The sequence below is a fragment of the Mesonia algae genome (assembly GCF_003253545.1).
In the GTDB taxonomy this organism is placed as follows: domain Bacteria; phylum Bacteroidota; class Bacteroidia; order Flavobacteriales; family Flavobacteriaceae; genus Mesonia; species Mesonia algae.
On sequence record NZ_QKYV01000004.1, the window covers coordinates 365,496 to 388,864 of the forward strand.

General features: G+C 38.8%; 18 protein-coding genes and 2 pseudogenes. All 20 read left to right on the forward strand.

Going from position 1 to position 23,369, the window contains the following annotated elements; all coding sequences use genetic code 11:
- The first annotated feature begins 62 nt into the window (after positions 1-62).
- The 20 genes and pseudogenes from LX95_RS09095 (at position 63) to LX95_RS09190 (ending at position 23,360) form a co-directional block, all read left to right on the forward strand.
- Positions 63-482, forward strand: coding sequence for an HYC_CC_PP family protein (locus tag LX95_RS09095; RefSeq protein ID WP_111541124.1), 420 nt, complete (start codon positions 63-65; stop codon positions 480-482).
- Between the two features lie 109 nt (positions 483-591).
- The gene (locus tag LX95_RS09100; protein WP_111541125.1) at positions 592-4,344 is read left to right on the forward strand and encodes an efflux RND transporter permease subunit; all 3,753 of its coding nucleotides are present in this window, start codon (positions 592-594) and stop codon (positions 4,342-4,344) included.
- A complete protein-coding gene (locus tag LX95_RS09105; protein ID WP_111541126.1) occupies positions 4,341-5,558 on the forward strand; it encodes a TolC family protein in 1,218 nt (405 codons plus the stop codon). Before LX95_RS09100 ends, LX95_RS09105 begins: the two co-directional genes overlap by 4 nt.
- 2 nt (positions 5,559-5,560) lie before the next feature.
- Positions 5,561-6,127 (forward strand): response regulator transcription factor, encoded by a 567-nt coding sequence (locus tag LX95_RS09110; protein ID WP_111541127.1) that lies wholly within the window; start codon positions 5,561-5,563, stop codon positions 6,125-6,127.
- Positions 6,128-6,197: 70 nt separating this feature from the next.
- A complete protein-coding gene (locus LX95_RS09115) occupies positions 6,198-8,591 on the forward strand; it encodes a multicopper oxidase domain-containing protein (protein WP_111541128.1) in 2,394 nt (797 codons plus the stop codon).
- A gap of 35 nt (positions 8,592-8,626) precedes the next feature.
- Positions 8,627-8,947: a four-helix bundle copper-binding protein gene (locus LX95_RS09120; RefSeq protein ID WP_111541129.1), complete on the forward strand. Its 321-nt coding sequence runs from the start codon at positions 8,627-8,629 to the stop codon at positions 8,945-8,947.
- A gap of 75 nt (positions 8,948-9,022) precedes the next feature.
- On the forward strand, positions 9,023-9,613 hold the full coding sequence (locus tag LX95_RS09125) for a DUF3347 domain-containing protein (protein WP_111541130.1): 591 nt from the start codon (positions 9,023-9,025) through the stop codon (positions 9,611-9,613).
- On the forward strand, positions 9,614-10,063 hold the full coding sequence (locus LX95_RS09130; RefSeq protein ID WP_111541131.1) for a heme-binding domain-containing protein: 450 nt from the start codon (positions 9,614-9,616) through the stop codon (positions 10,061-10,063).
- A gap of 81 nt (positions 10,064-10,144) precedes the next feature.
- Entirely contained in the window at positions 10,145-11,374 is a 1,230-nt protein-coding gene (locus tag LX95_RS09135) for a permease (protein ID WP_111541132.1), read from the forward strand.
- A 2-nt stretch (positions 11,375-11,376) separates the two neighbouring features.
- The gene (locus LX95_RS09140; RefSeq protein WP_111541133.1) at positions 11,377-13,878 is read left to right on the forward strand and encodes a heavy metal translocating P-type ATPase; all 2,502 of its coding nucleotides are present in this window, start codon (positions 11,377-11,379) and stop codon (positions 13,876-13,878) included.
- Positions 13,879-13,897: 19 nt separating this feature from the next.
- Positions 13,898-14,482 carry a DUF2911 domain-containing protein gene (locus tag LX95_RS09145; RefSeq protein WP_111541134.1) on the forward strand — a complete coding sequence of 195 codons (585 nt, stop codon included), beginning with the start codon at positions 13,898-13,900 and terminating at the stop codon, positions 14,480-14,482.
- A 1-nt stretch (position 14,483) separates the two neighbouring features.
- Positions 14,484-15,191 (forward strand): PepSY domain-containing protein, encoded by a 708-nt coding sequence (locus tag LX95_RS09150; RefSeq protein WP_111541135.1) that lies wholly within the window; start codon positions 14,484-14,486, stop codon positions 15,189-15,191.
- 25 nt (positions 15,192-15,216) lie between these two features.
- On the forward strand, positions 15,217-15,708 hold the full coding sequence (locus tag LX95_RS09155; protein ID WP_111541136.1) for a DUF305 domain-containing protein: 492 nt from the start codon (positions 15,217-15,219) through the stop codon (positions 15,706-15,708).
- Positions 15,709-15,712: 4 nt separating this feature from the next.
- Positions 15,713-17,443 carry an efflux RND transporter periplasmic adaptor subunit gene (locus tag LX95_RS09160; RefSeq protein WP_111541137.1) on the forward strand — a complete coding sequence of 577 codons (1,731 nt, stop codon included), beginning with the start codon at positions 15,713-15,715 and terminating at the stop codon, positions 17,441-17,443.
- Positions 17,444-18,185: 742 nt separating this feature from the next.
- Entirely contained in the window at positions 18,186-18,584 is a 399-nt protein-coding gene (locus LX95_RS09165) for a hypothetical protein (RefSeq protein ID WP_146240771.1), read from the forward strand.
- A gap of 220 nt (positions 18,585-18,804) precedes the next feature.
- A pseudogene (locus tag LX95_RS09170) lies at positions 18,805-20,814 on the forward strand (efflux RND transporter permease subunit); the annotation flags it as partial.
- 632 nt (positions 20,815-21,446) lie between these two features.
- On the forward strand, positions 21,447-21,794 hold the full coding sequence (locus tag LX95_RS09175; protein WP_111541171.1) for a single-stranded DNA-binding protein: 348 nt from the start codon (positions 21,447-21,449) through the stop codon (positions 21,792-21,794).
- Between the two features lie 75 nt (positions 21,795-21,869).
- Positions 21,870-22,319, forward strand: a complete 450-nt coding sequence (locus tag LX95_RS09180; RefSeq protein WP_111541139.1) for a JAB domain-containing protein — start codon at positions 21,870-21,872, stop codon at positions 22,317-22,319.
- Positions 22,320-22,333: 14 nt separating this feature from the next.
- A pseudogene (locus LX95_RS14760) lies at positions 22,334-22,527 on the forward strand (hypothetical protein).
- 428 nt (positions 22,528-22,955) lie between these two features.
- Positions 22,956-23,360 carry a BfmA/BtgA family mobilization protein gene (locus tag LX95_RS09190; protein WP_111541140.1) on the forward strand — a complete coding sequence of 135 codons (405 nt, stop codon included), beginning with the start codon at positions 22,956-22,958 and terminating at the stop codon, positions 23,358-23,360.
- Positions 23,361-23,369: the final 9 nt, after the last annotated feature.

Here is a 23,369-nt window from a genome sequence, read left to right on the forward strand (position 1 = left end):
ATTAATTAAATTTTTGTTAAACAAAATCAATAGCTGTTAAAATTTTGTACTTTTACGATTATATGAAACAGGTAATCCATAAAATAATGGCTTTCGTAATGGTTTTTGTAGTATTATTTTCTACAATGTCATTTACTGTTGATATGCATTATTGTGGGGGGAATTTGGTCGATTTCAGTTTTTTCACAAAAGCTGAAGGATGCGGAATGGAAAAAGCACAACCAGTTAAAAGTTGTGAGAATCCTAAAATGGCTGAGAAATCTTGTTGTTCTGACCAGCAAATTGTAAAGGAAGGCAAAGACGACCTTAAAATATCTTTTGACACCCTTAGTTTTGAGCAGCAAACGTTCATCGCTACTTTTACATATTCTTATATAAACCTATTTGAAGGAACCGAATCTGAAGAAGTTCCTTTTGAAGATTACCCGCGACCCTTTGTCAAACGGGATGTGCAAGTGATGTACCAGACTTTCTTAATTTGATTTGTTAGATTTTTTGAATGAAGCCCAATAGCTATGCTGTAGTGGGCTAAAACTCGTGTTTGCCATATTCTGCAACACGTAATTCCAATTATCTAATACATCAAATGTTATGCTGAATAAGAGCATTAAATTTCTCATAGAAAACAAACTTGTTGCCGTTCTACTACTCGCCCTATTTGTGGGTTGGGGCGTGGTCAACGCACCCTTTAATTGGGAAACGGGCTTTTTACCTACAGACCCAGTTGCCGTTGATGCCATACCTGATATTGGCGAGAACCAGCAAATTGTTTTTACCAAGTGGCAAGGTCGCTCGCCACAGGATATTGAAGACCAAATCACATATCCGCTTACCACTTCGCTTCTCGGTATTCCAGGTGTGAAAACCATTCGTAGTTCGTCTATGTTTGGATTTTCAAGCATCTATATCATTTTTGAAGAAGACATCGAGTTCTACTGGTCACGCAGTCGCATACTTGAAAAACTGAACTCACTTCCTGCAAACCTATTACCTGATGGTGTCAATCCATCATTAGGACCAGATGCCACGGGTCTCGGACAGATATTTTGGTACACGCTGGAAGGTCGTGATAAAGACGGCAACGTAACTGGCGGATGGGATTTACAGGAATTGCGTAGCATACAGGATTACTATGTGAAATATGGATTGTCATCGGCAAGTGGTGTTTCTGAAGTAGCTTCCATAGGTGGCTATGTTCAGGAATACCAAGTGGACATTGACCCAGAAAAAATGCGCCAGTACAATGTGAGTATGGGCGATGTGGTTAAAGCCGTCAAACAGAGCAATCAAGATATAGGGGCACAGACTCTCGAAATCAATCAAGCCGAATACCTCGTACGCGGATTGGGCTACGTAAAGTCCATTGCAGATATCGAAGATGCGGTAGTAGATTCTGAAAACTTTACTTCCATCCGCATCAAAGACGTGGCAAACGTCCATTTGGGACCTGCTGCCCGACGTGGTATTCTCGATAAAGAAGGTGCCGAAGTTGTAGGTGGTGTAGTCGTCGCTCGATACGGTGCAAATCCGTTGGAAGTTATCAATAATGTCAAGGCGCAAATTGCCGAAATAAGTTCTGGACTTCCTGCCAAAACTTTATCAGATGGTCGCACTTCGCAAGTTACCATTGTACCATTTTATGACCGGACAGAACTCATACAAGAAACGCTGGGAACGCTCAACGAAGCACTCACTTTGGAAATCCTAATTACCATTTTGGTCATTATTATAATGGTTTTCAATCTGCGTGCATCCATCCTTATTTCAGGGTTGTTACCCGTAGCCGTTTTGATGGTTTTTATCACGATGAAGCTCTTTAATGTAGATGCAAATATCGTCGCACTTTCAGGTATTGCCATTGCCATCGGTACAATGGTGGACGTGGGCGTGATACTCGCTGAAAATATGATACGGCACTTGGAAGATGAGAAATTACGTCTTAATGAAAACGGAAAGGAATACACCACAAATGAAATTATCTACAACGCAACGGCTGAAGTTTCTGGTGCTATACTAACAGCTGTACTAACGACCATAATTAGTTTCCTGCCCGTATTTACAATGATAGGTGCCGAAGGAAAACTGTTCCGTCCGCTTGCCTTTACTAAAACAATGGCACTTACGGCATCCCTTATCATTGCGCTGTTTATTATTCCACCCATCGCGGCATTCCTATTTCGCAAAATGAGTGTACGGGAACGCACCCAATATGCCATCAACGGCACACTTGTTTTATTGGGGATTCTCGCCATCGTTTACGGCTTTTGGTTAGGACTAATTCTTATCGCCTTTGCCATCACATCATTTTTAAAGGTGCGTGGTACGCTTTCGCGAAAGCGTAAAAACCTAATCGACATTATCATTTCATCGGTTGCCATCGTATTCTTGCTCGCGACCTACTGGCGACCGTTGGGCTTTGACCGAAGCATCGTGATGAACCTGATATTTGTTTCCATTATCTGTTTTGGACTGCTCGGTGTATTCTCAATTTTCAGGATATACTACGAGCGTATTTTACGATGGGCACTTCAGAACCGATATCTATTCTTAATCGTTCCGGCTACGGTGCTTACGCTCGGTATTCTCATAATGCGAAATACGGGTAAAGAGTTTATGCCAGCACTCAATGAAGGCTCGTTCCTGTTGATGCCTACATCCTTACCACACGCAGGTGTTGAAGAAAACAAGCGTGTGTTGCAACAGCTCGATATGACCGTGGCAAGTATTCCTGAAATTGAAACCGTAGTGGGAAAAGCTGGAAGGACAGAAAGCGCTCTTGACCCAGCACCACTCTCGATGTATGAAAATGTCATTCAGTATAAATCTGAATATATGCGAAATAGCTCTGGCAAGCGACAACGCTATAAGGTCAATGACGATGGATTGTTTGTATTGAAGAACAACAAATTCGTCATTAATTCAAACAATGAGATAGATGAAAACGTAAACTATGATGAAGCATCGCTCAAGACTACTGCGACGCGCAATGATTTGATTGAAGATGAAGATGGCGAGTACTACCGAAACTGGCGACCAGAAATCAGCAGTCCAGATGATATTTGGAACGAGATTATACGAGTGACCAAATTACCAGGCGTGACATCTGCACCCAAGTTACAACCCATCGAAACCCGATTGGTAATGCTACAAACGGGAATGCGTGCACCTATGGGCATCAAGGTAAAAGGTCCCGATTTAAAATCGATTGAAAACTTTGGACTACAACTGGAAGACATCCTAAAACAAGCCGAAGGTGTTAAAGAACAAGCCGTGTTTGCAGACCGAATCGTGGGCAAACCGTACTTGCTCATCGATATTAAGCGAGACCAACTGGCACGTTACGGCATATCCATAATGGATGTGCAGGAAATTCTTCAAGTGGCAGTTGGTGGTATGCCACTCACGCAAACGGTAGAAGGTCGTGAGCGTTATGCCGTGCGGGTTCGCTATCCACGAGAGTTACGGGCAAACCCAGACGACCTTAAAAACATCTATGTTCCTGTTGAAAAAGGCAGCCCTGTACCGCTGGGCGAACTGGTCGAGATACGATACGAACAAGGTCCACAAGTCATTAAAAGTGAAGATACTTTTCTAATCGGCTATGTGCTGTTTGATAAACTCGATGGCTTTGCCGAAGTAGATGTGGTGGAAAATGCTCAAGCCTTAATCCAAGATAACATAGACAACGGTACGCTGGTCGTACCCCAAGGTGTTAGCTATCGCTTTACGGGAACTTATGAAAATCAGTTGCGAGCAGAAAAAACCTTATCGGTTGTCGTACCACTTTGTTTACTGGTTATTTTCTTGATTTTGTATTTCCAGTTTAGGTCGGTTTCTACATCGCTTATGGTGTTTACCGCCATTGCCGTAGCCTTTGCAGGTGGTTTCATTATGATTTGGTTGTATGGGCAAGATTGGTTTTTCAACTTCAGCTTTTTTGGCGAGAACCTACGGGATTTGTTCAATATGAAAACCATCAATTTAAGTGTGGCCGTTTGGGTAGGTTTTATTGCCCTTTTCGGAATTGCTACGGATGATGGTGTGGTAATGGCCACCTACTTAGACCAATCCTTCAAAAGCAATGACCCAGATTCTCAAAAAGGTATAAGGCTCGCCACTTTGGAAGCGGCTGGAAAACGCATCCGTCCGTGTTTGATGACAACCGTAACCACAGTTTTGGCACTACTACCAGTACTCACATCCACAGGAAAGGGAAGCGATATAATGATACCGATGGCGATTCCCATTTTTGGCGGAATGATAATCGATGTTACGTCGTATTTCTTGTTGCCAGTCTTATACAGCTGGAAAAAGGAATACCAACTTAAAAAAGCAAACAGATGAAGAAATTAAAATATATACTGGTGTTTTTGTTTGTTTCCGCTTTCGCGAAAGCGCAACAATTACAATCCTACATTCAAGAAGCCGAAGCTAACAATCCAGAAATTCAAGCCTTTGAATTGCGCTACAACATCGCCGAAGAAAAAGTAAACGAAGCCAACTGGATTCCCAATACCGAAGTAAGTGCTGGCTATTTTGTGAGCGAGCCAGAAACCAGAGTGGGCGCGCAACGAGCACGTATAGGTGTCAAGCAAATGTTGCCGTGGTTCGGCACTATCACAGCTCGTGAAAATTATGCCACCGCAATGGCAGATGCCGAATATGTGGAAATCACAATAGCAAAACGCAAGCTCGCACTTTCGGTCGCACAGTCCTATTATCGTTTGTATTCCATACGTGCCAAGCAAGCCGTACTGGATGAAAACATACAACTACTGGAAACCTATGAGCGACTTGCACTCACATCCGTAGAGGTGGGCAAAGCGAGTGCAGTAGATGTATTGCGACTTCAGATAAGACAGAACGAGATACAGCAACAAAAAGAAGTGTTGGAAGAAGAATTTACAGCAGAACAAACGGCTTTCAACAACTTGCTTAATCGTGATTCAATGATGAATGTTGACGTAGTTCCAGAAATGGAAATTCCGCAGGAAGACCCTTTTTATGACAATGAAGCGCTGACGCTAAATCCGGAACTGCTCAAATACGATAAGCTCTATGAATCGGTAGCACAATCTGAATTGCTCAACCAGCGTGAGAGCTTACCTATGATTGGTTTTGGTTTGGATTACTTGCCCGTAACCGAACGTAGCGACGTGAACTTAAGCGATAATGGGAAAGATGTATTGATGCCTATGGTTTCGGTTTCCATCCCCATTTTCAACAACCGTTACAAATCTATTTCAAGGCAAAACGAACTTCGACGGCAAGAAATAGAAACTCAACGGGAACAGCGATTAAATGTGTTGGAATCCGCTTTCGTAAAAGCGCAATCGCAACGCAACCAAGCACGCATCGCCTATAACACACAAGCCCGCAACCTAAAACAAGCCCAAGATGCCGAAGAAATTCTGGTTAAAAATTATGAAACAGGCACTATCGATTTCAACGATGTATTGGACATTCAGGAATTGCAGTTAAAATTTCAAATGAATCAAATCGAGTCGGTAAAAGGGTACTATGTACAATCGGCTATTATCAACTATTTAATCAACTAATTATGGTCAAGGATTTTTACATAAAGAATATGGTATGTGATAGATGTATCAAGGTTTTAAGGGATGGATTGGATAAACAAAATATCGAATTGTTACAAATCGAATTGGGCCGTATGAGACTCGATATCGAGAGCGACGATGAAATCAAAAAATTAAAAAGACTGCTTGAGAGTAATGGTTTTTCCCTCATTGGCAGTACCGAAGAAAAACTCACAGAGCAGGTAAAGGTAGAACTGATAAAGGCATTGCAAGAATTGCCTTTAGAACTCAATGAGAAATTATCCGTGCATTTGGCAGATGCATTGGGCCAAGAATACTCAAAAATCAGTAAGGTATTCTCTTTTACCGAAGGCATTACCATTGAAAAGTATTTCATCAAATTGAAAATTGAAAAAGTTAAAGAACTGATTCAAGGCAAAGAACTCAATTTTACTGAAATGGGACAACTTCTGGGTTATAGCCATATCAATCATTTGAGCGGTCAGTTTAAAAATCAGACGGGAATGAGCCTGACGGCTTATAAATCCCAACAGGAAAATTTTAGGAATTCCTTGGACAAAATTATGTAGATAACAACCATAATTATGACACAAGCTGTTGATTTACAGCGGTAATTTTATCAAAATAAAATTAAATACTATGAAATATAAAATCACATTACTTCTAACGATGCTCATCGCTTTTGGTGCAAAAGCTCAATTAGTAGCGAACGAAACTGAAGAAAATGTTGACAACTGGCCAGAACGTGTTTATGACCTAACCATAGATTATAAAACCGTAAACTTTACGGGTAAGGATGTTAAGGCGATGACCATTAATGGTGGCATACCTGGACCCAATCTTGAGTTCAATGAAGGTGAGTTTGCCATTATAAATGTGACCAATAATATGGATGTGGAAACATCTGTCCATTGGCACGGTTTAATTCTACCAAATTTTTATGATGGTGTTCCATACCTAACGACGCCACCTATTAATCCCGGCGAAACCCAACAGTACAAATTTGCATTAAAACAATCTGGAACGTATTGGTATCACTCGCATACTGGTCTGCAAGAGCAACGTGGTGTATATGGTTCCATCCAAATCAACCCTAAAGAAACTGATTTAGAATATGATAAGGATTTAGTGTTTGTACTATCAGATTGGATAGATGAAAGTCCTAAATCCCAACTTAAAAATCTAAAACGTGGTAACGAATGGTACTTAATTAAAAAAGGACAGGTTCAAAGTCTTGATAAATTAATTGAACAAGGTGCGGTAGGTGCCAAGTTGAAGATGGCTTGGCAGCGTATGCCGGATATGGCAATTTCAGATAATTATTTTGACAAATTTTTTATAAATGGTGGTGCTTCACAGGATTACCCAGATTTTCAGCCTGGCGAACGTGTGAGACTTCGATTTGTAAACGCAGCCGCAGCGTCCTATTTCTGGCTCACATTTGGTGGCGAAGATCCGATGCTCGTATCTGCCGATGGGCTGGATGTCGTTCCCGTTCCGCATAACAAAACATTGATAGGTGTTGCCGAAACCTATGATTTTATAGTGACGATTCCGGAAAACGGAAAGCTTCAAGTGCGCGCTACCGCACAGGATGGTTCTGGCGAAGCTTCGGCATTTATAGGTACTGGAAATGTATTGGAAGCACCTGTAGTTCCAGAGCCCAATCTTATTAAGAATATGAAGCAAATGATGTCTATGGGAATGAAAATGGGCGCACCTGCTTCAAAATTCAACCCATCAAAAAACGATTCCATTCAAGTAATGGAAAAGTATAAGATGGAAATGGGCGGTATGCAAATGGATGGTATGTCTATGAAAGATGAAAAGACGGAAATGAACGGAATGGCTCACAATAAAATGGATATGAAGGACGACAAAATTAAGATGTCCAAGACCGAAATGAAGATGAAGAAAGGAAAGGCAAATATGGATATGGATGGTGATATGAAAATGGACGGAATGAAGATGGGCTATATGGTACCAAAGGATAAAGTAGTAGGTGATAATATGAAAACGGGCGGTAATCCCGAGTTCAATTACAACTATTTACGGTCGCCTGAAAAGACCGTATTTGAAAACGATAAGCCTGTAAAGGAAATGCTATTCAATCTTACTGGAAATATGAACCGTTACGTCTGGTCTATCAACGGTGTTCCACTTTCAGAAACCGATAAAATTAAAATCAAACAAGGCGAAGTCGTGCGTGTTACGCTCAATAATCTCACGATGATGCACCACCCAATGCACTTACACGGTCACTTCTTTAGAGTATTGAATGAGAACGGCGAGTATTCGCCACTAAAGCATACAGTAAACGTGGCGCCAATGCAGAAAGTTGTATTTGAGTTTGCTGCTGATGAAACCGGTGATTGGTTTTTCCATTGTCACATCCTTTATCATATGATGAGCGGGATGGCAAGAGTTTTTAGTTATGATACACCTCGTGACCAGCGTCTAAATGATTATCCACTTACCAACCTTACTAATGAAGCTGACCACATATTCACTTGGGGCGAAATCACGGCTGCAAGTCATATGACCGAGCTATACGCTACCGCAACAAACATTAGAAATCAATTTGCCGTAAGGGGCGAATATGGCTGGAACAAAAATCTGGAAGCAGAGTTCACATACGAGCGCTATCTTAATGATTACTTCCGTGTGTTTGGTGGTGTAAATGTAGAGAATGAAGGTGAAGACAGCCTTGAAGAAATAAACACGACCGCCATTGCTGGTGTACGATGGTTAATGCCATTGCTCATTAATTCAGATTTCAGAATAGATAGCAAACTGCGTCCGCAGGTAAGTTTTAGTACAGGCTTTATGATTTTCCCACGATTGGGAATTTATGGCGAGTATGAATACCAGATGGATTTTGGCTGGGATGGCAAGTTACCCGAAGGTCAGGACTTTGAAGAAGAAACCACGTGGCAAGTTGGACTGGAATATGTACTTAGTAGAAACTTCTCATTAATGGGAAGTTATGATAACCGCTTTGGCGCTGGTGGCGGACTGTCATTAAGATTTTAAAAATTAAAACTGAATATTAATTAAAACTATAAACTATGAAAAATTCAAAATTGATTGAAGCTTTAAACAACTGTATCGCACATTGCAACTACTGTTCAGATGCTTGTCTAAATGAAGACAACATCAAGATGATGGTTGACTGCATTCGCACAGACAGAGCCTGTGCCGAAGTATGCAGTGCGACGGTAAAATTATTAGCTATGGATTCCGCTTTCGCGAAAGCGATGGTAGAAAAATGCCACGAAATATGTAAGCAATGTGCCGATGAATGTGGCAAACACGACCACCAGCATTGTAAAGATTGTGCAGAAGCCTGTAAAAAATGTGCTGATGCGTGTGAGGCCTATTTGGCATAATCAAAACAACAGATTCCCATTTTTAACGAAATGGGAATCTATTATTCTAAAAAATAACCCTTAAAACCAAAATATATGAAAACAGTAAAAAGAACAATAGGTAAGATAGCACTTGCTGCCACAATGGTACTAACGGTTTCCTGCAAGGATGGAAACAAGAATGAACCGGCTGCACATATGAGCAATGAAATGCACCAAGAGACTATGGATGACAAAGACGATATGGCGATGAGTGACAACCAAGATGCAAAAGCAGAAGCAATCTTGAATGACTATTTCAACTTAAAAGATGCGCTTGTAGGCGATGATAATGGCAAGGCGAAAGAATTGGGAAATAAATTGGTTCAATCTCTTAAATCCTTTGATGTTTCAAACTATTCTGATAATGAAAAATCAGAATTAAATGACATTATCGAAGATGCCACAGAACACGCAGAGCATATTTCAGAAAGTGATATCAAGCATCAGCGTGAGCACTTTAAGATTTTGAGCAAAGATGTGACTGATATGGTTGCCATAACAGGTACACAAGCGAAACTATACGAGCAATTTTGCCCTATGTATGATGGTGGAACTGCGTGGTTGAGCAAAGAAGAAAACGTGTTGAATCCTTATTACGGAAGCCAAATGTTGAGATGTGGAAAGGTTCAACGAGAAATCAATTAATTGAGAATCCTAAAAATCATAGCGTGGATTGCCCTTGTGGCGTTGGTAGTGATTCAGTTCTTTCCAGTAACCCTGAACGAGAGCGATACCATACCACAAAGTGATTTTATGATAGTAAATCAAGTACCTGCAACGATTAAAAATCGGTTGCAGGTTTCCTGCTATGATTGTCATAGCAACAATACAGATTATCCGTGGTACAGTAAGATACAGCCTGCCGCTTGGTATCTGGAAGACCACATCAAGGAAGGAAAGGATGAATTAAATTTTAATGAATGGGACACCTATTCCAATCGTAGGAAGAACAGCAAGCTGCGTTCCATTATAAAGCAGATAGAAAATGGCGAAATGCCGTTGGAAAGTTACACATTCATACACGGTGGCGCACGATTGGACAGTACAGCCGTAAAAAAAATTATAGGTTATATGGAAAGCCTACAAAAAGATTAAGTCCTGATACGGGAAAGTGATTTTTCATTGATGGTTGGTTAGTTAGAACCTTTCTCGTATTAGGCACAAATAATTGTAGAGATGGATAAATTTTTAGAACAATGGGGCGAAGCCGCATACACGACTACCGGATTTTTCTGGATGGCATTGTGGGCATTTATTTTGGGCTACATCATTAGTAGTATGATACAGGTTTTTATAACCGAAAAACGGATGCAGAAAACAATGGGCGAAAATGAAAAGAAGAGTGTACTTCTTGGAACTTTTTTTGGATTTATTAGTAGTTCGTGCAGCTTTGCAGCACTGGCATCTACTAAATCTATATTTAAGAAAGGTGCAAGTTTTGTTTCTTCCATCGCATTTCTTCTTGCATCTACGAATCTTGTTATAGAATTGGGTATCATTATTTCCATCTTCTTGGGTTGGCAGTTTGTTGTAGGAGAATATGTTGGTGGAATACTACTCATACTTATTTGCTGGATATTGATACGCCTTATTAACCCCAAGAAACTCATCGAGAAAGCCCGTAAAAATCTTGAAAATGAAGGCGACGATGAAGAGATGGACGATTCTACCAGCTGGAAAAAGCAGGTAAAAAAAGAAGAGAGTTGGGCACGTGTGGCTAAAAAATACAAGATGGAGTGGCAGATGGTCTGGAAAGATGTAACCGTAGGTTTTACCATTGCAGGTATTGTAGCTGCTTTTGTGCCTGATTCTTTCTTTCAAACCTTATTTATAAACAGCGGTAAAGGCAATACAGACTTTACTTTTTTAGAAATTTTAGAACATATTGTTGTCGGGCCAGTTGCTGCATTTTTAACCTTTATTGGTTCTATGGGTAACATTCCGCTGGCGGCATTGTTATTTGGAAAAGGCGTAAGTTTTGCTGGTGTAATGGCATTTATTTTTAGTGATCTCGTGGTCTTTCCGGTTTTACGTATTAATGCAAAATATTATGGTTGGAAAATGTCTCTTTTCATTGTATTTCTGTTATTTACCGCTCTAATTGGAACATCTTTGGCATTGCATTACTCTTTCGACCTCTTAAGTATTTTACCAGACCCGTCACAGGTTAAAATTCAAGACAAAGAACATTTCAAAATTGATTACACCTTCTATTTGAATATTGCTTTCCTTGCTATTTCGGCGTATCTGGTTTATCTCGGATTTTTCAAGAAAAAAGATGTGGAACACTCAATGAGTGAAATGGCACCAAAGAGCCCTTTGCTTGAAAGTGTATTAAAATATGTTGCTATCGCTTGCTATATCTGGCTGGCAGGTGGTTTAATCACTAAATTTTTAATTCTATAACAATGAAACACACCTATCACATACACGGAATGACCTGCAATGGTTGTCGAAACCACGTCGAACAGACGCTTTCCAAAGTCGAAGGTGTTACAAATGCAATTGTCAATCTCGAAAAGGCCGAAGCGACCATAGAAATGGAATCCCATATTCCAATAGAGAAATTTCAAGAGGCGCTGAAAACGAACGGTGGGCAATACAGCATCCATCAGAATGGCGAACATCATCGTACCCACGATAAGAAGAAAGTTGAGAAACCCAATGGCAAAGGAACAGGAACATTTTACTGTCCGATGCATTGCGAGGGCGACAAGACTTACGACAGACCAGGCGATTGTCCTGTTTGCGGAATGGATTTGGTCGAAGAAGTGAATTTAGCGACTACTTCTGATACTCAATATACCTGCCCGATGCACCCAGAAATTATTAAGGACGAACCGGGAAGCTGTCCAATTTGTGGAATGGATTTAGTTCCTATGGAACCCGATTTATCCGCAGAAGAAAAGACCTATAAAAAACTGCTTAAAAAGTTCTGGATAGCGGTCGCCTTCACGTTGCCCATTTTTATCATTGCAATGTCCGAAATGCTACCAAATAATCCTCTGTACGATATTTTGGAATTAAAATATTGGAATTGGATTCAATTTGCGCTTTCTATTCCTGTGGTATTCTACGCCACTTGGATGTTCTTTGAACGTGCCTACCGCAGTATAAAGACGTGGAACTTAAATATGTTTACGCTTATCGGTATCGGTGCAGGTGTTGCTTGGCTGTTCAGCGTATTCGGGATGCTCGTTCCCGATTTTTTCCCAGACCAATTCAAGACCGAGGCAGGTACCGTTCACGTCTATTTTGAAGCGGCAACGGTCATTCTAACTTTGGTATTGCTTGGGCAGGTTCAGGAAGCTCGTGCGCATAGCAAGACCAATTCCGCAGTCAAGGAACTTTTAAAATTGGCACCTAACAAGGCTGTAAAGGTAGTTGATGGCGAGGAACAGGAAGTGGCCATCGATGAAATTGAATTGGGTGATATTCTGCGTGTAAAGCCGGGCGATAAGATTCCTGTGGATGGGGTTATTACCGAAGGCGAAACTTCTATAGATGAATCGATGATTACGGGCGAACCCATTCCTGTAAACAAATCAGTAGATGATAAAGTAAGTAGCGGAACTATCAATGGCAATCAGTCCTTTTTGATGAAAGCTGAAAAGGTTGGGTCTGACACTTTGTTATCACAGATTATACAGATGGTCAATGATGCCAGTCGAAGCCGTGCACCCATCCAAAAGTTGGCCGATACCGTTTCGGGATATTTCGTGCCAATCGTTGTTATAATCGCTGTTGTTACATTTGCCGTTTGGGCAATTTGGGGCCGAGAGCCGGCCTATGTATATGCCTTGGTCAATGCCATTGCCGTATTGATTATCGCCTGTCCGTGTGCTTTGGGACTTGCGACACCAATGTCTGTTATGGTCGGTGTTGGTAAAGGCGCACAAAATGGGGTGCTTATAAAAAATGCCGAGGCTCTTGAAAAAATGGATAAGGTAGATACTCTCATTGTCGATAAGACAGGAACGATAACTGAAGGGAAGCCTACAGTTGAGAAAGTGGGCTCTTTCGACAACGGATTTACCGAAAACGAAGTGCTGCAATACATTGTTTCCCTTAACAGCCAAAGTGAACATCCGCTGGCAGAAGCCACCGTAAAATATGGTAAAGAACAAAACGCAGAGTTTTTAAAAGCAGATGGATTCAATGCAGTTACCGGAAAAGGTGTTGAAGGTAAAGTGAACGGTAATGAGGTGGCTTTGGGCAACGCCAAAATGATGGAACAGGTAAATGCCACGCTTACCGAAGCTATGGAAAATGAGGCACAATCCTATCAAAAACAAGGGAAAACGGTTTCCTATCTCGCAATAAATGGTAAGGTTACAGGCTACGTGGTCATAGGTGATAAAATAAAGGAAACGAGTGCAAAAGCTATCAAGGATTTGCAGAATAAGGGAATTGCAGTCATTATGCTTACTGGCGATAATCACGATACAGCCAAAGCTGTCGCAGATGAACTTAACCTTGCCGATTTTCAAGCAAGTATGCTGCCAGAGAACAAATTACAAGAAGTCGAGAAATTACAAGAACAAGGCAAAGTGGTTGCAATGGCAGGCGACGGAATAAACGATGCACCTGCACTCGCTAAAAGTGATGTAGGTATCGCAATGGGAACAGGTACGGATGTTGCCATTGAAAGTGCAGCCATTACCTTGGTGAAAGGCGATTTACACGGTATCGTAAAGGCAAGAAATCTAAGTGATGCAGTAATGCGCAATATCAAACAAAACCTCTTTTTTGCAATGATTTATAACACGCTGGGTATCCCTATTGCAGCAGGACTACTGTATCCGTTTTTTGGAATACTCTTATCGCCAATGATTGCGGCTTTGGCGATGAGCTTCAGTTCGGTATCGGTAATTGCCAACTCATTACGTCTAAAAAGTAAAAACATATAATCTAACTAATTAAATACTTATGAAATATAAAATTTTGATAATCCTATTGGTAGTTGCTGTCAGCGGATGTAAAAATGAAGAAAAGAATAATACCAAAATAGAGACAGAGCACAATCATACCCAGAGTGAACCTAAATCTGAGAACAAAAAAACCCTAAGTCCACACACATCGGCAATGGCTATGATAGGTGATGCTCATATTCACATAGATTATTCGTCGCCAGGCGTAAGGGATAGAATTATTTTCGGTGGATTGTTGGCTTACGACCAAGTCTGGCAGGCTGGTGCCCATATGGCTACTTGGCTTGAAACAAATAAGGATTTAGAAATTGACGGTAAAGAATTGAAAGCCGGGAAATATGGATTTTTTGTAATTCCGAATCAAGAAGAATGGACTGTCATTTTCAACAGGAATTGGAACCAACACGGTAAGGACGACTATAATGAAAAAGATGATGTATTACGATTTAAAGTGACACCTAAAATTTCCGAAGAGATTAAAGAACATTTAGAGTATAACGTAAACAAAACAACTGAGACTTCCGGAACAATATCAATGAGTTGGGAAAAAGTCACGATTGAATTTCCTTTTGAAATAAAGTAAAATGGTGAACAGAAAAACAGCGAAATGGATTAGAAAAGCACACCGCTATTTGGGTATCTTTTTAGGTATTCAGTTTCTGATGTGGACGATTAGCGGGATGTATTTCAGTTGGACGGACATCGACGAGATACACGGTGACCATTTTAAGAAAGAAGCACCTTTAAAGACATCATTTAATGATTTGCTCGGCTCATCCCAACTTACTACAAATGAACCTATCCAATCCTTGGAACTTCTGGAAATAGCAAATGAACCTTATTATTGGATCAATGATGCACAGCTTTATAACGCAAGAACGGGACAAATAAAAAACGGAATTTCTAAAGAAGAGGCACAACAAGTTGCAAATAGGTATATGTTGAACGATTTAGAAATAGCAAAAATTCAATTAGTCGATTCTGTTGGGCCACATCACGAATATCGAGGTCGCCCACTTTCAGCTTATGAAATCTCGTATGAGACACCACAAAATTTAAAAGCCTATGTGGCGGTTGAGAATGGCGCTTTTCAAACGGTGAGACACAGGGATTGGCGCTTGTTTGATTTTCTTTGGATGACTCATACAATGGATTATCAGGGAAGGGATAATTTCAACACATTGTTGTTAAGGGCATTTTCACTTTTGGGATTGATAACCGTCTTAAGCGGTTTCGTTTTATGGTACATCAGTTCCCCATCAATCAGAAAACTAAAAAAGAAAATTAAATAATTAGTAACAAATAAAACCAAAAATTATGAATTCAAATGAACACACAAATTCAGGAAAATCAAAAAATCATTACACACGTTTTGTAGCAATGCTCGCTTGCTCTTTCGTAGCAATGTATATCACGATGTATTTAAACACCTATGAATGGGACCACGTTTGGTTTAGCCTTACGCGTTTCTATATGGTATGCCTTGGTATTGCCGCAATGGCCATTATAATGTTTGTGGCAATGCGTGGTATGTACCAAAATAAAAAGAAGAATATCGCTATAGTTTTGGGAAGTATTGTTCTCTTTGCAGGTGCCTTGGGACTTGTACGTGACCAAAAGTCAACTGTGGGTGATGTACTCTGGATGAAAGCAATGATACCACACCATTCCATTGCAATTCTAACAAGTGAACGAGCAGATATTGAAGACCCAGAAGTCAAAAAATTGGCTGAAGAAATCATAAAAGCACAACGTAGGGAAATTGCCGAAATGAAAGCAATGATTGAACGTTTAGAAAACGAAAAATAAGATTATGAACAAGAACATTTTATATATAGCAATAGCCATTATAGTAGGTTTGGGCGCAGGCTGGCTCATTTTCGGAAATGTGTCAAGTGATTCAAATAAGGAATTGTCTGAAATGTCAGACCACGACCATTCTGGCGAGAGCGCAGACCAGATGTGGACGTGCTCTATGCATCCACAAATTATGCAATCAGAAGCTGGCGATTGTCCAATATGTGGGATGAATTTAATCCCTGCGGAAACTGGAGCTGAAGGTCTTTCTGCAAACGAGATAAAAATGACCGAAAACGCAATAGCGTTGGCGAATATCCAAACTACCATTGTGGGTAATGCAGAAGCTAGCGAGGATGAAGGAATAATATCCCTTTCGGGAAAAATTGCTGCTAATGAAGAAAATAATACCGTGCAAGCCAGTTATTTTAAGGGAAGGATTGAACGACTCAAGGTCAATTATGAAGGACAACAAGTAAACAGTGGTCAGTTATTAGCAATTATTTACGCACCAGACCTTGTAGCGGCACAGCAGGAACTGATTACAGCAGCATCCCTGAAAGCATCGCAACCAGCGTTATACAGAGCGGTGCGCAATAAGCTTAAAAACTGGAAACTTTCAGAAACACAAATCAATGCTATTGAAGAAAGTGGAACAGTGCGTGAAAACTTCCCGATTTATGCAACGGTTTCTGGAACTGTTTCAGAAGTAATGGCTGCACAGGGCGATTATGTAAATCAAGGACAGCCTATTGTAAAGTTGAGCAATTTGAATTCGGTTTGGGCAGAATTTGATGCGTATGAAAATCAGATAGCACAATTCATCGTTGGGCAAAAAATCAACATCACGACCAATGCCTATCCAAACAAAGAATTTGAAGGCACTATTTCTTTTATTGACCCTATTTTAAATAATACAACACGTACAGTAACGGCGCGGGCAACCCTGCAAAATAGAGATAACCTGTTTAAACCAGGAATGTTTGTGACGGGCAAAGTTAAAGGCACAACGCAAACTGTGGAAAATACACTTACCGTACCAGCAAGTGCTGTGTTATGGACGGGCGATCGCTCATTGGTATATGTGAAAACCAATCCTAATGAACCTGTATTTGAAATGCGGGAAGTGACCTTGGGCAATCGCTCTGGCGACAATTACCAAGTCTCGGCTGGACTAAACAATGGCGATGAAATAGTAACCAATGGAACGTTTACAGTTGATGCCGCAGCACAATTACAGGGTAAAAAATCAATGATGAATCAGCAGATGATGCAAGATGAATCGGCTATGATGGTCGATATGGAAATGAGTTTCAGTAATGCGTTTAGTTCTGACTTTAGTGGAGTATTATCGTCCTATCTCAATATGAAAGATGCTTTTGTGGCGAGCGATGCTGGTCAGGTTTCTAAGCTCGCAAAAGCAACATCAAAAAAATTAAAAACAATATCGACAGGAGGTTTAGGTATGATGGAAAAACAACACCTAACCAAAAGTATAGAAATGCTGGATGCTATCGCAAACAATGATAATCTGGAAAACCAGCGAGCACATTTTGTGATACTTAATGAGAATATCGTGCCTATTGCTATGAACATAGAAAATTCGACAGATTACTATGTCCAAAAATGCCCAATGGCAAACAACAATAAGGGTGCAGTTTGGTTGAGTACTGAAGAAAAAATAAAGAATCCATATTACGGCGATGCAATGTTGACGTGTGGTAGTATTTTTCAAAAAATAGAATAAGAAAGCTAATTTTAAATGTAATACTAATGTTACAATATCAAGAAATTAACCAAGGGATATTTGATAGGGTTGAATTTCTTAAGATTATTTCATTAATGGATTCATTTTTTAAATTCCATATTATTGAAATATTTCAATCAACTCTTTAATCTAGTTGTTATTAATTTTAAACTTGTTATTAATTATTGGGATCAAACCGACCTATAATTAATCAGTTTTTTTAAATAATACCCGAGCGGTTATTATAAATTGAATATCCAAATCATTCAAATGAAATTTTATATAACTCCCGTAGGAATTATTAGATATTACTGTATCCATTTACGTTTTGAAAGATTTAGATAGCCGTATTACGAGATCAAAACTATTTTTATTGAAATATAAACAAATAGTATGGGGATTGCTTTTGCGTAATATAGGTTAACGTATAAAGAATAACTGTTTTTTTATGATATGCTCTTTAAGATGCGAAATTATTATTAGAGAAATTTATAGCATTCCTTAAGTGGTGGGGTTATGTATAGTCATTATAAAACATAATTAAAAAATGTAATAACTAGAATAGAGTGGGAAAAGTAAATTTTAGGTAATCCATTACATAAATATTTTTATACATTATTTAGAAGCTAAATTAACTTACCTGTTGAAATAATTGATTAGATATAATTAAACTTGTTATTTTTTATCGAACCTAACATAACTTCAACCTATAAATTACTATATTTGTGGTATATTAAAAATTGTGAATCTAATAAGGAACATATTATTCATTTCTGCACTTATCATTATGATAGGTCACGATGTTATTCCGCATTCTGATCAACATCATATCGATGAGGTAAGCACAATCTTAGGTTCTAGTACAAACCTTGAAGTTGAGCATAATCATTCAGATCTAAGTCATATTTTTGAACACTTTCAGCATTCTTCAGAAGATAAGAATTTAACTTATTCAAGTGTTGAAAAGACCTCTAAATCTTTAACAAAATTATGCTTTGATAATTTTTCTTATTTAGAATTAGAGCATCAGGAATTATGGTATGCAAATCTCGAAAAACAACGTTTTCGTGATTATGTAATCGTTCCATATCCAACATTACTCTCTTCCCATAGCCTTCGTGGCCCACCTTTTATTTGCTAACATTTTTTATTATTTAAATTAACTTGTTTAAATGCATCGATTATACGAAGCATATGCATATTTATTTAACTAATAAACCTGCAGTTGCAAGACATTCTTTCTTGTAGCTAATTTCAGAATACCATTATTTTTTTAAAAAATCACTAACCAGATATGTCTATAACATATTTGATTAGCTGGATTTCGTATTCGCATTTTTAACTTAAAAAGTTTACATATAATGTTAGACAAAATTATTCAGTTTTCGATAACCAATAAACTGGTTATCGGAATATGTATGTTAGCACTTATAGGTTGGGGAACCTATTCGCTATCTAAATTGCCTATTGATGCTGTTCCCGATATTACAGATAACCAAGTAATGGTTATTACAGTATCACCAACTTTAGCAGCACAAGAGGTAGAACAATTAGTTACCTTCCCCGTAGAACAAACTATGGTTAGCATTCCCGAAATCAAAGAAATGCGTTCTTTTTCAAGATTCGGACTTTCCATAGTTACCATTGTTTTTGAAGAAGATACGGATTTGTATTGGGCGCGCCAACAGGTGCAAGAAAGATTATCTCTTGCAGCTAAAGAAATCCCTCAAGGTGTTGGAGAACCAGAAATGGCACCTGTAACCACTGGACTAGGAGAAATTTACCAATACGTAATTCATACCGAAGATGGGTATGAAGATAAATACGATGCAACGGAATTACGCACCATTCAAGATTGGATAATTAAACGGCAATTATTAGGAACACCAGGTGTCGCTGAAGTTAGTGGATTTGGTGGTTATGTAAAACAATATGAAATAGCTGTTGATCCTGATAAACTTCAAAGTTTAAATATAAGTATATCAGATATTTTTTCAGCTTTAGAAACCAATAACCAAAATACAGGGGGAGCTTATATTGATAAAGGTCCTAATGCCTTTTTTATTCGTAGTGAAGGTTTGGTAAATAACCTTGATGAAATCAATAAAATTGTAGTTAAAAACACCAATGGTACACCTATTCTAATTAGAGATGTAGCTACCGTACAATTTGGTAGCGGTATTCGCTATGGTGCGGCTACAAGAAACGGCGAAGGCGAAGTTGTTACAGGTATAGTAATAATGCTTAAAGGAGCTAATTCATCTGAAGTCATTAACAACGTTAAAGACAAGATAGAGCAAATTAAACAAACGCTTCCAGAAGGGGTTACCATCCAGCCTTACCTCGACCGAAAAAATTTGGTCGACAGAGCTATTGGTACTGTAACAACTAACCTTGTTGAAGGAGCACTAATTGTCATTTTTGTATTGGTTCTCTTTTTGGGTAATTGGCGAGGCGGTTTAATTGTAGCTTCTGTAATTCCTTTAGCAATGTTATTTGCTATAGCTATGATGAATCTATTTGGCGTCTCAGGTAACTTAATGAGCCTCGGGGCAATTGATTTTGGAATTATTGTCGATGGTGCAGTTATAATAGTTGAGGCCGTAATGCACGGCATAACCAAAGCAAAACAACGATACCCTGGCGTTTTTAAATTATCACAAAGTCAAATGGATGAAGAAGTTTTTCAATCGTCTAGTAAAATTCGTACTTCTGCAGCTTTTGGCGAAATTATAATACTTATTGTATACCTGCCAATATTGGCACTTACTGGGGTGGCAGGTAAAATGTTTCACCCTATGGCACAAACAGTCTCTTTTGCTATTCTGGGTGCATTTATACTATCGCTTACTTATGTAACTATGATGTCTGCTTTAGTATTGAGTAAAAAAACGAAACACAAACGCAATTTTTCAGATAAAATGATGGATTTCTTCCAGCGTTTGTACCGTCCTATTATTGAACGCGCTATTCATAAAAAAATGCTTGTTGTGGTATTAGCTTCTAGCTTATTTATTATCTCTTTGTTTACATTTTTCAATATGGGTGGGGAGTTTATCCCACAATTAGATGAAGGCGATTTTGCTGTAGAAACTCGTGTACCTGTAGGTAGTTCTATTAATCAGATGATTGATGTCTCTCAAAAAGCACAAACTATTTTGTTAAGTCAATATGACAGTGAGGTTTCACAGGTAGTTAATAAAATTGGTTCAGGCGAAATTCCTACTGACCCAATGCCTATTGAAGCTGGAGATATGATGGTTATTTTAAAACCTAAAGATGGTTGGACAAATGCTGAAAATCGTGAAGAATTAATAGAAAAAATGCAATCATCTTTATCTGTAATTCCCAACGCTACATTTAGTTTTAAAAGCAATCATTTTGAGTTTGTAGCCTTATGTTGCGAAATGTAAATACATTATTATCAATAATCGTTAAAAAGTATCATTAATATAAGATTATCCCTCAGCCCATTCCTCTTCATTTTACGAAAAGCTACATATCGGGCAAAGAGCTTCCCTAAATAGTCTTGGACACTATCCCAAATTTCTTCTTTTCATTCCGTTCATCTTCATCTATTATCTGGGAACGAACTCTCCATTCCAATCCGATATAGTGAATGGAATACGCTAAATCGGAATTCCACATTTTCATTTTACTTAGCTTCCAGTTGTACTTTCAATTTCACGTTTCCATTTACTTCCCGTACCGTAGCTGTACCACCCTTTTTTGTCATGCAAAATACCAGGATTTAGGAGTTAGTCCACATGGCATAAGCCAGTCGCATACTCCTTTTTATACATGTTCCCTAATCCTAAATCCTGAAAACGTATCAGCATCAAAAAAGGGAACAGCAAACGGCACTATGGGAAGTAAATCAAAAATAAAACTTATGAAATCATTTCAAAACAACATACTCGGAAGCGAAGCAAAAAAAACAAAAAAGGAAAACGCTCCGGATATAATAAGTAAATCAATGTTTAATTTTTTAAATCTTAATGTTATGAGTAATCTAAGAAATCAAGTACAGTTAATTGGAAACGTGGGGAATGCCCCTGAAACCACCACCTTTGAAAGTGGAAAAAAAGTGTGTCGTTTGTCATTGGCAACCAATGAATATTACAAGCGTGAAGGGGAGAAGGTGCAGGATACCCAATGGCACAACCTAGTGGCTTGGGGGAAACAAGCGGAACTTATCGAAAACTATGTGAGTAAGGGAAAAGAAATTGCGGTACAGGGAAAATTGACCACCCGCTCTTATGAGACCGAGGAGGGGAACAAAAAATATGTGACCGAGGTTTTGGTAAACGAGATCCTGTTCTTGGGGAATAACGAAAATACCCATGAGTAATTTTTAAAATAAAGAGGGTGTTCTTTCTCAAAAGCTTACCCTCTTTTTATTATCAACTCCTTAAATAAACTAACGATGAAAACAAAAGTTAATGAAATAAGGATCAGTTACAGTGGTGGTTTAATATCAAGTTCACTACCTAAAATAAACTGTTCCCAAAAAGCAGCAACCATAGCCCACAAACAATGGGATAAACAAAATATAGAACTTTGTGAAAGCTTTCAAATCATGCTTCTTAATAATGCCAATCGGGTAAAAGGTATGTTTGAAGTTTCTCGGGGAGGGATCACGGGTACCTTGGTGGACCTCCGTATCCTATTTGCGGTAATGCTGAAAAGTTTAACGACCGCGGTCATATTGGTGCACAACCACCCAAGTGGTACCCTAAAACCTAGTGAAGCAGACAAGCGTTTGACCCAAAAAATAAAAAGGGCAGGAGATTTATTTGATATTAAAGTATTGGATCACCTCATACTTAGCCCTGATGGGGATTATTATAGTTTTGCAGATCATGGGATTCTCTAAATTGTAAAAATAAGATCTATTTAAATTTTTCAGATTTAAACGAAGAAGCTCAACACCGACTTTTGGAAAATTCCAAAAAAGATGTTGAAAGAAAATTTTGAGATGATATCCGTTAATACGTCCAAAAAAATTATACTTCATTTGAAAAATGATCAAGGAAGAGGCGCAACGTAATTTATACAATTACACATATGTATTCAATATTTAAATTTTTAAAAAAAGAATAAAAAACCTTTGACTTTTCAAAGGTTTTTTAATTCCAAAAGTTTTCCTTGAATAAAAATGATTATCTTTATGGGGCTGAAATTCAGCATTCAAATTTAGCTAGGATTATCCATTACTTCACTTTCGCCGATACTCCTACACATCGAAAAATTATCAACAAGGAAATTATTTTCCTACAAATGTGCAATGGGCTTTTAGGCAAATTGTACGAGGTTTTTGTCAGCTTGAGGCTGACGAAAAGGAGTAGCAAGAGGGTAACACGCTGTGCGATGTTACTAACTCCTTTTGGGTATTAAATTGCTGATTAACAGGTGATTAGAATTATCTTATTTTCTTGACAATCAAGAATTTGCGACAAACGGGCTTAAAACCATCATTTCTAGGAAAAAATTTGCGACAAATCGGCGAAATATGGATTCATTTATCGGAATTAGGTTCAAAAAGAAAACTGCCAAACGTTTTCGAAAATTTTCACAAAAACATTTTAAATCTCATACGGAAGCCATGGGAGCCATGCTCGATTTTTTTTTCTACAATGAGATTTCTCCACGGGAAAAATTGGGACCGACAGGACGCACCCTTGAGGACAAAATTTTGAAAAGGATCAATGCGGTTATTGCTATTATACGGGATGTAGAAAAGACCCAGACCAAACCTACCGCAGCTATGATCGAACTGCTTTTCCAAGAGGAGCCACCGACAAAGAAACCTTTGATCTTGGAAAAGAGGTTGATGGAAAAAATGAAGGACACACAGCTAAATGAGGAGGAGAAAGAAATGCAAAAACAAAACCCAAATCAAAATCCTCCAACTTAATTTTTTAAT

What these genes read in the sequence shown, in the direction of transcription:
- LX95_RS09140 (WP_111541133.1), top strand. Translation starts at nt 11,377, where the DNA reads ATGAAACACACCTATCACATACACGGAATGACCTGCAATGGTTGTCGA.
- LX95_RS09175 (WP_111541171.1), top strand. Translation starts at nt 21,447, where the DNA reads ATGAGTAATCTAAGAAATCAAGTACAGTTAATTGGAAACGTGGGGAAT.
- LX95_RS09180 (WP_111541139.1), top strand. Translation starts at nt 21,870, where the DNA reads ATGAAAACAAAAGTTAATGAAATAAGGATCAGTTACAGTGGTGGTTTA.
- LX95_RS09150 (WP_111541135.1), top strand. Translation starts at nt 14,484, where the DNA reads ATGGTGAACAGAAAAACAGCGAAATGGATTAGAAAAGCACACCGCTAT.
- LX95_RS09110 (WP_111541127.1), top strand. Translation starts at nt 5,561, where the DNA reads ATGGTCAAGGATTTTTACATAAAGAATATGGTATGTGATAGATGTATC.
- LX95_RS09100 (WP_111541125.1), top strand. Translation starts at nt 592, where the DNA reads ATGCTGAATAAGAGCATTAAATTTCTCATAGAAAACAAACTTGTTGCC.
- LX95_RS09115 (WP_111541128.1), top strand. Translation starts at nt 6,198, where the DNA reads ATGAAATATAAAATCACATTACTTCTAACGATGCTCATCGCTTTTGGT.
- LX95_RS09145 (WP_111541134.1), top strand. Translation starts at nt 13,898, where the DNA reads ATGAAATATAAAATTTTGATAATCCTATTGGTAGTTGCTGTCAGCGGA.
- LX95_RS09190 (WP_111541140.1), top strand. Translation starts at nt 22,956, where the DNA reads ATGGATTCATTTATCGGAATTAGGTTCAAAAAGAAAACTGCCAAACGT.
- LX95_RS09135 (WP_111541132.1), top strand. Translation starts at nt 10,145, where the DNA reads ATGGATAAATTTTTAGAACAATGGGGCGAAGCCGCATACACGACTACC.
- LX95_RS09095 (WP_111541124.1), top strand. Translation starts at nt 63, where the DNA reads ATGAAACAGGTAATCCATAAAATAATGGCTTTCGTAATGGTTTTTGTA.
- LX95_RS09160 (WP_111541137.1), top strand. Translation starts at nt 15,713, where the DNA reads ATGAACAAGAACATTTTATATATAGCAATAGCCATTATAGTAGGTTTG.
- LX95_RS09120 (WP_111541129.1), top strand. Translation starts at nt 8,627, where the DNA reads ATGAAAAATTCAAAATTGATTGAAGCTTTAAACAACTGTATCGCACAT.
- LX95_RS09125 (WP_111541130.1), top strand. Translation starts at nt 9,023, where the DNA reads ATGAAAACAGTAAAAAGAACAATAGGTAAGATAGCACTTGCTGCCACA.
- LX95_RS09155 (WP_111541136.1), top strand. Translation starts at nt 15,217, where the DNA reads ATGAATTCAAATGAACACACAAATTCAGGAAAATCAAAAAATCATTAC.
- LX95_RS09105 (WP_111541126.1), top strand. Translation starts at nt 4,341, where the DNA reads ATGAAGAAATTAAAATATATACTGGTGTTTTTGTTTGTTTCCGCTTTC.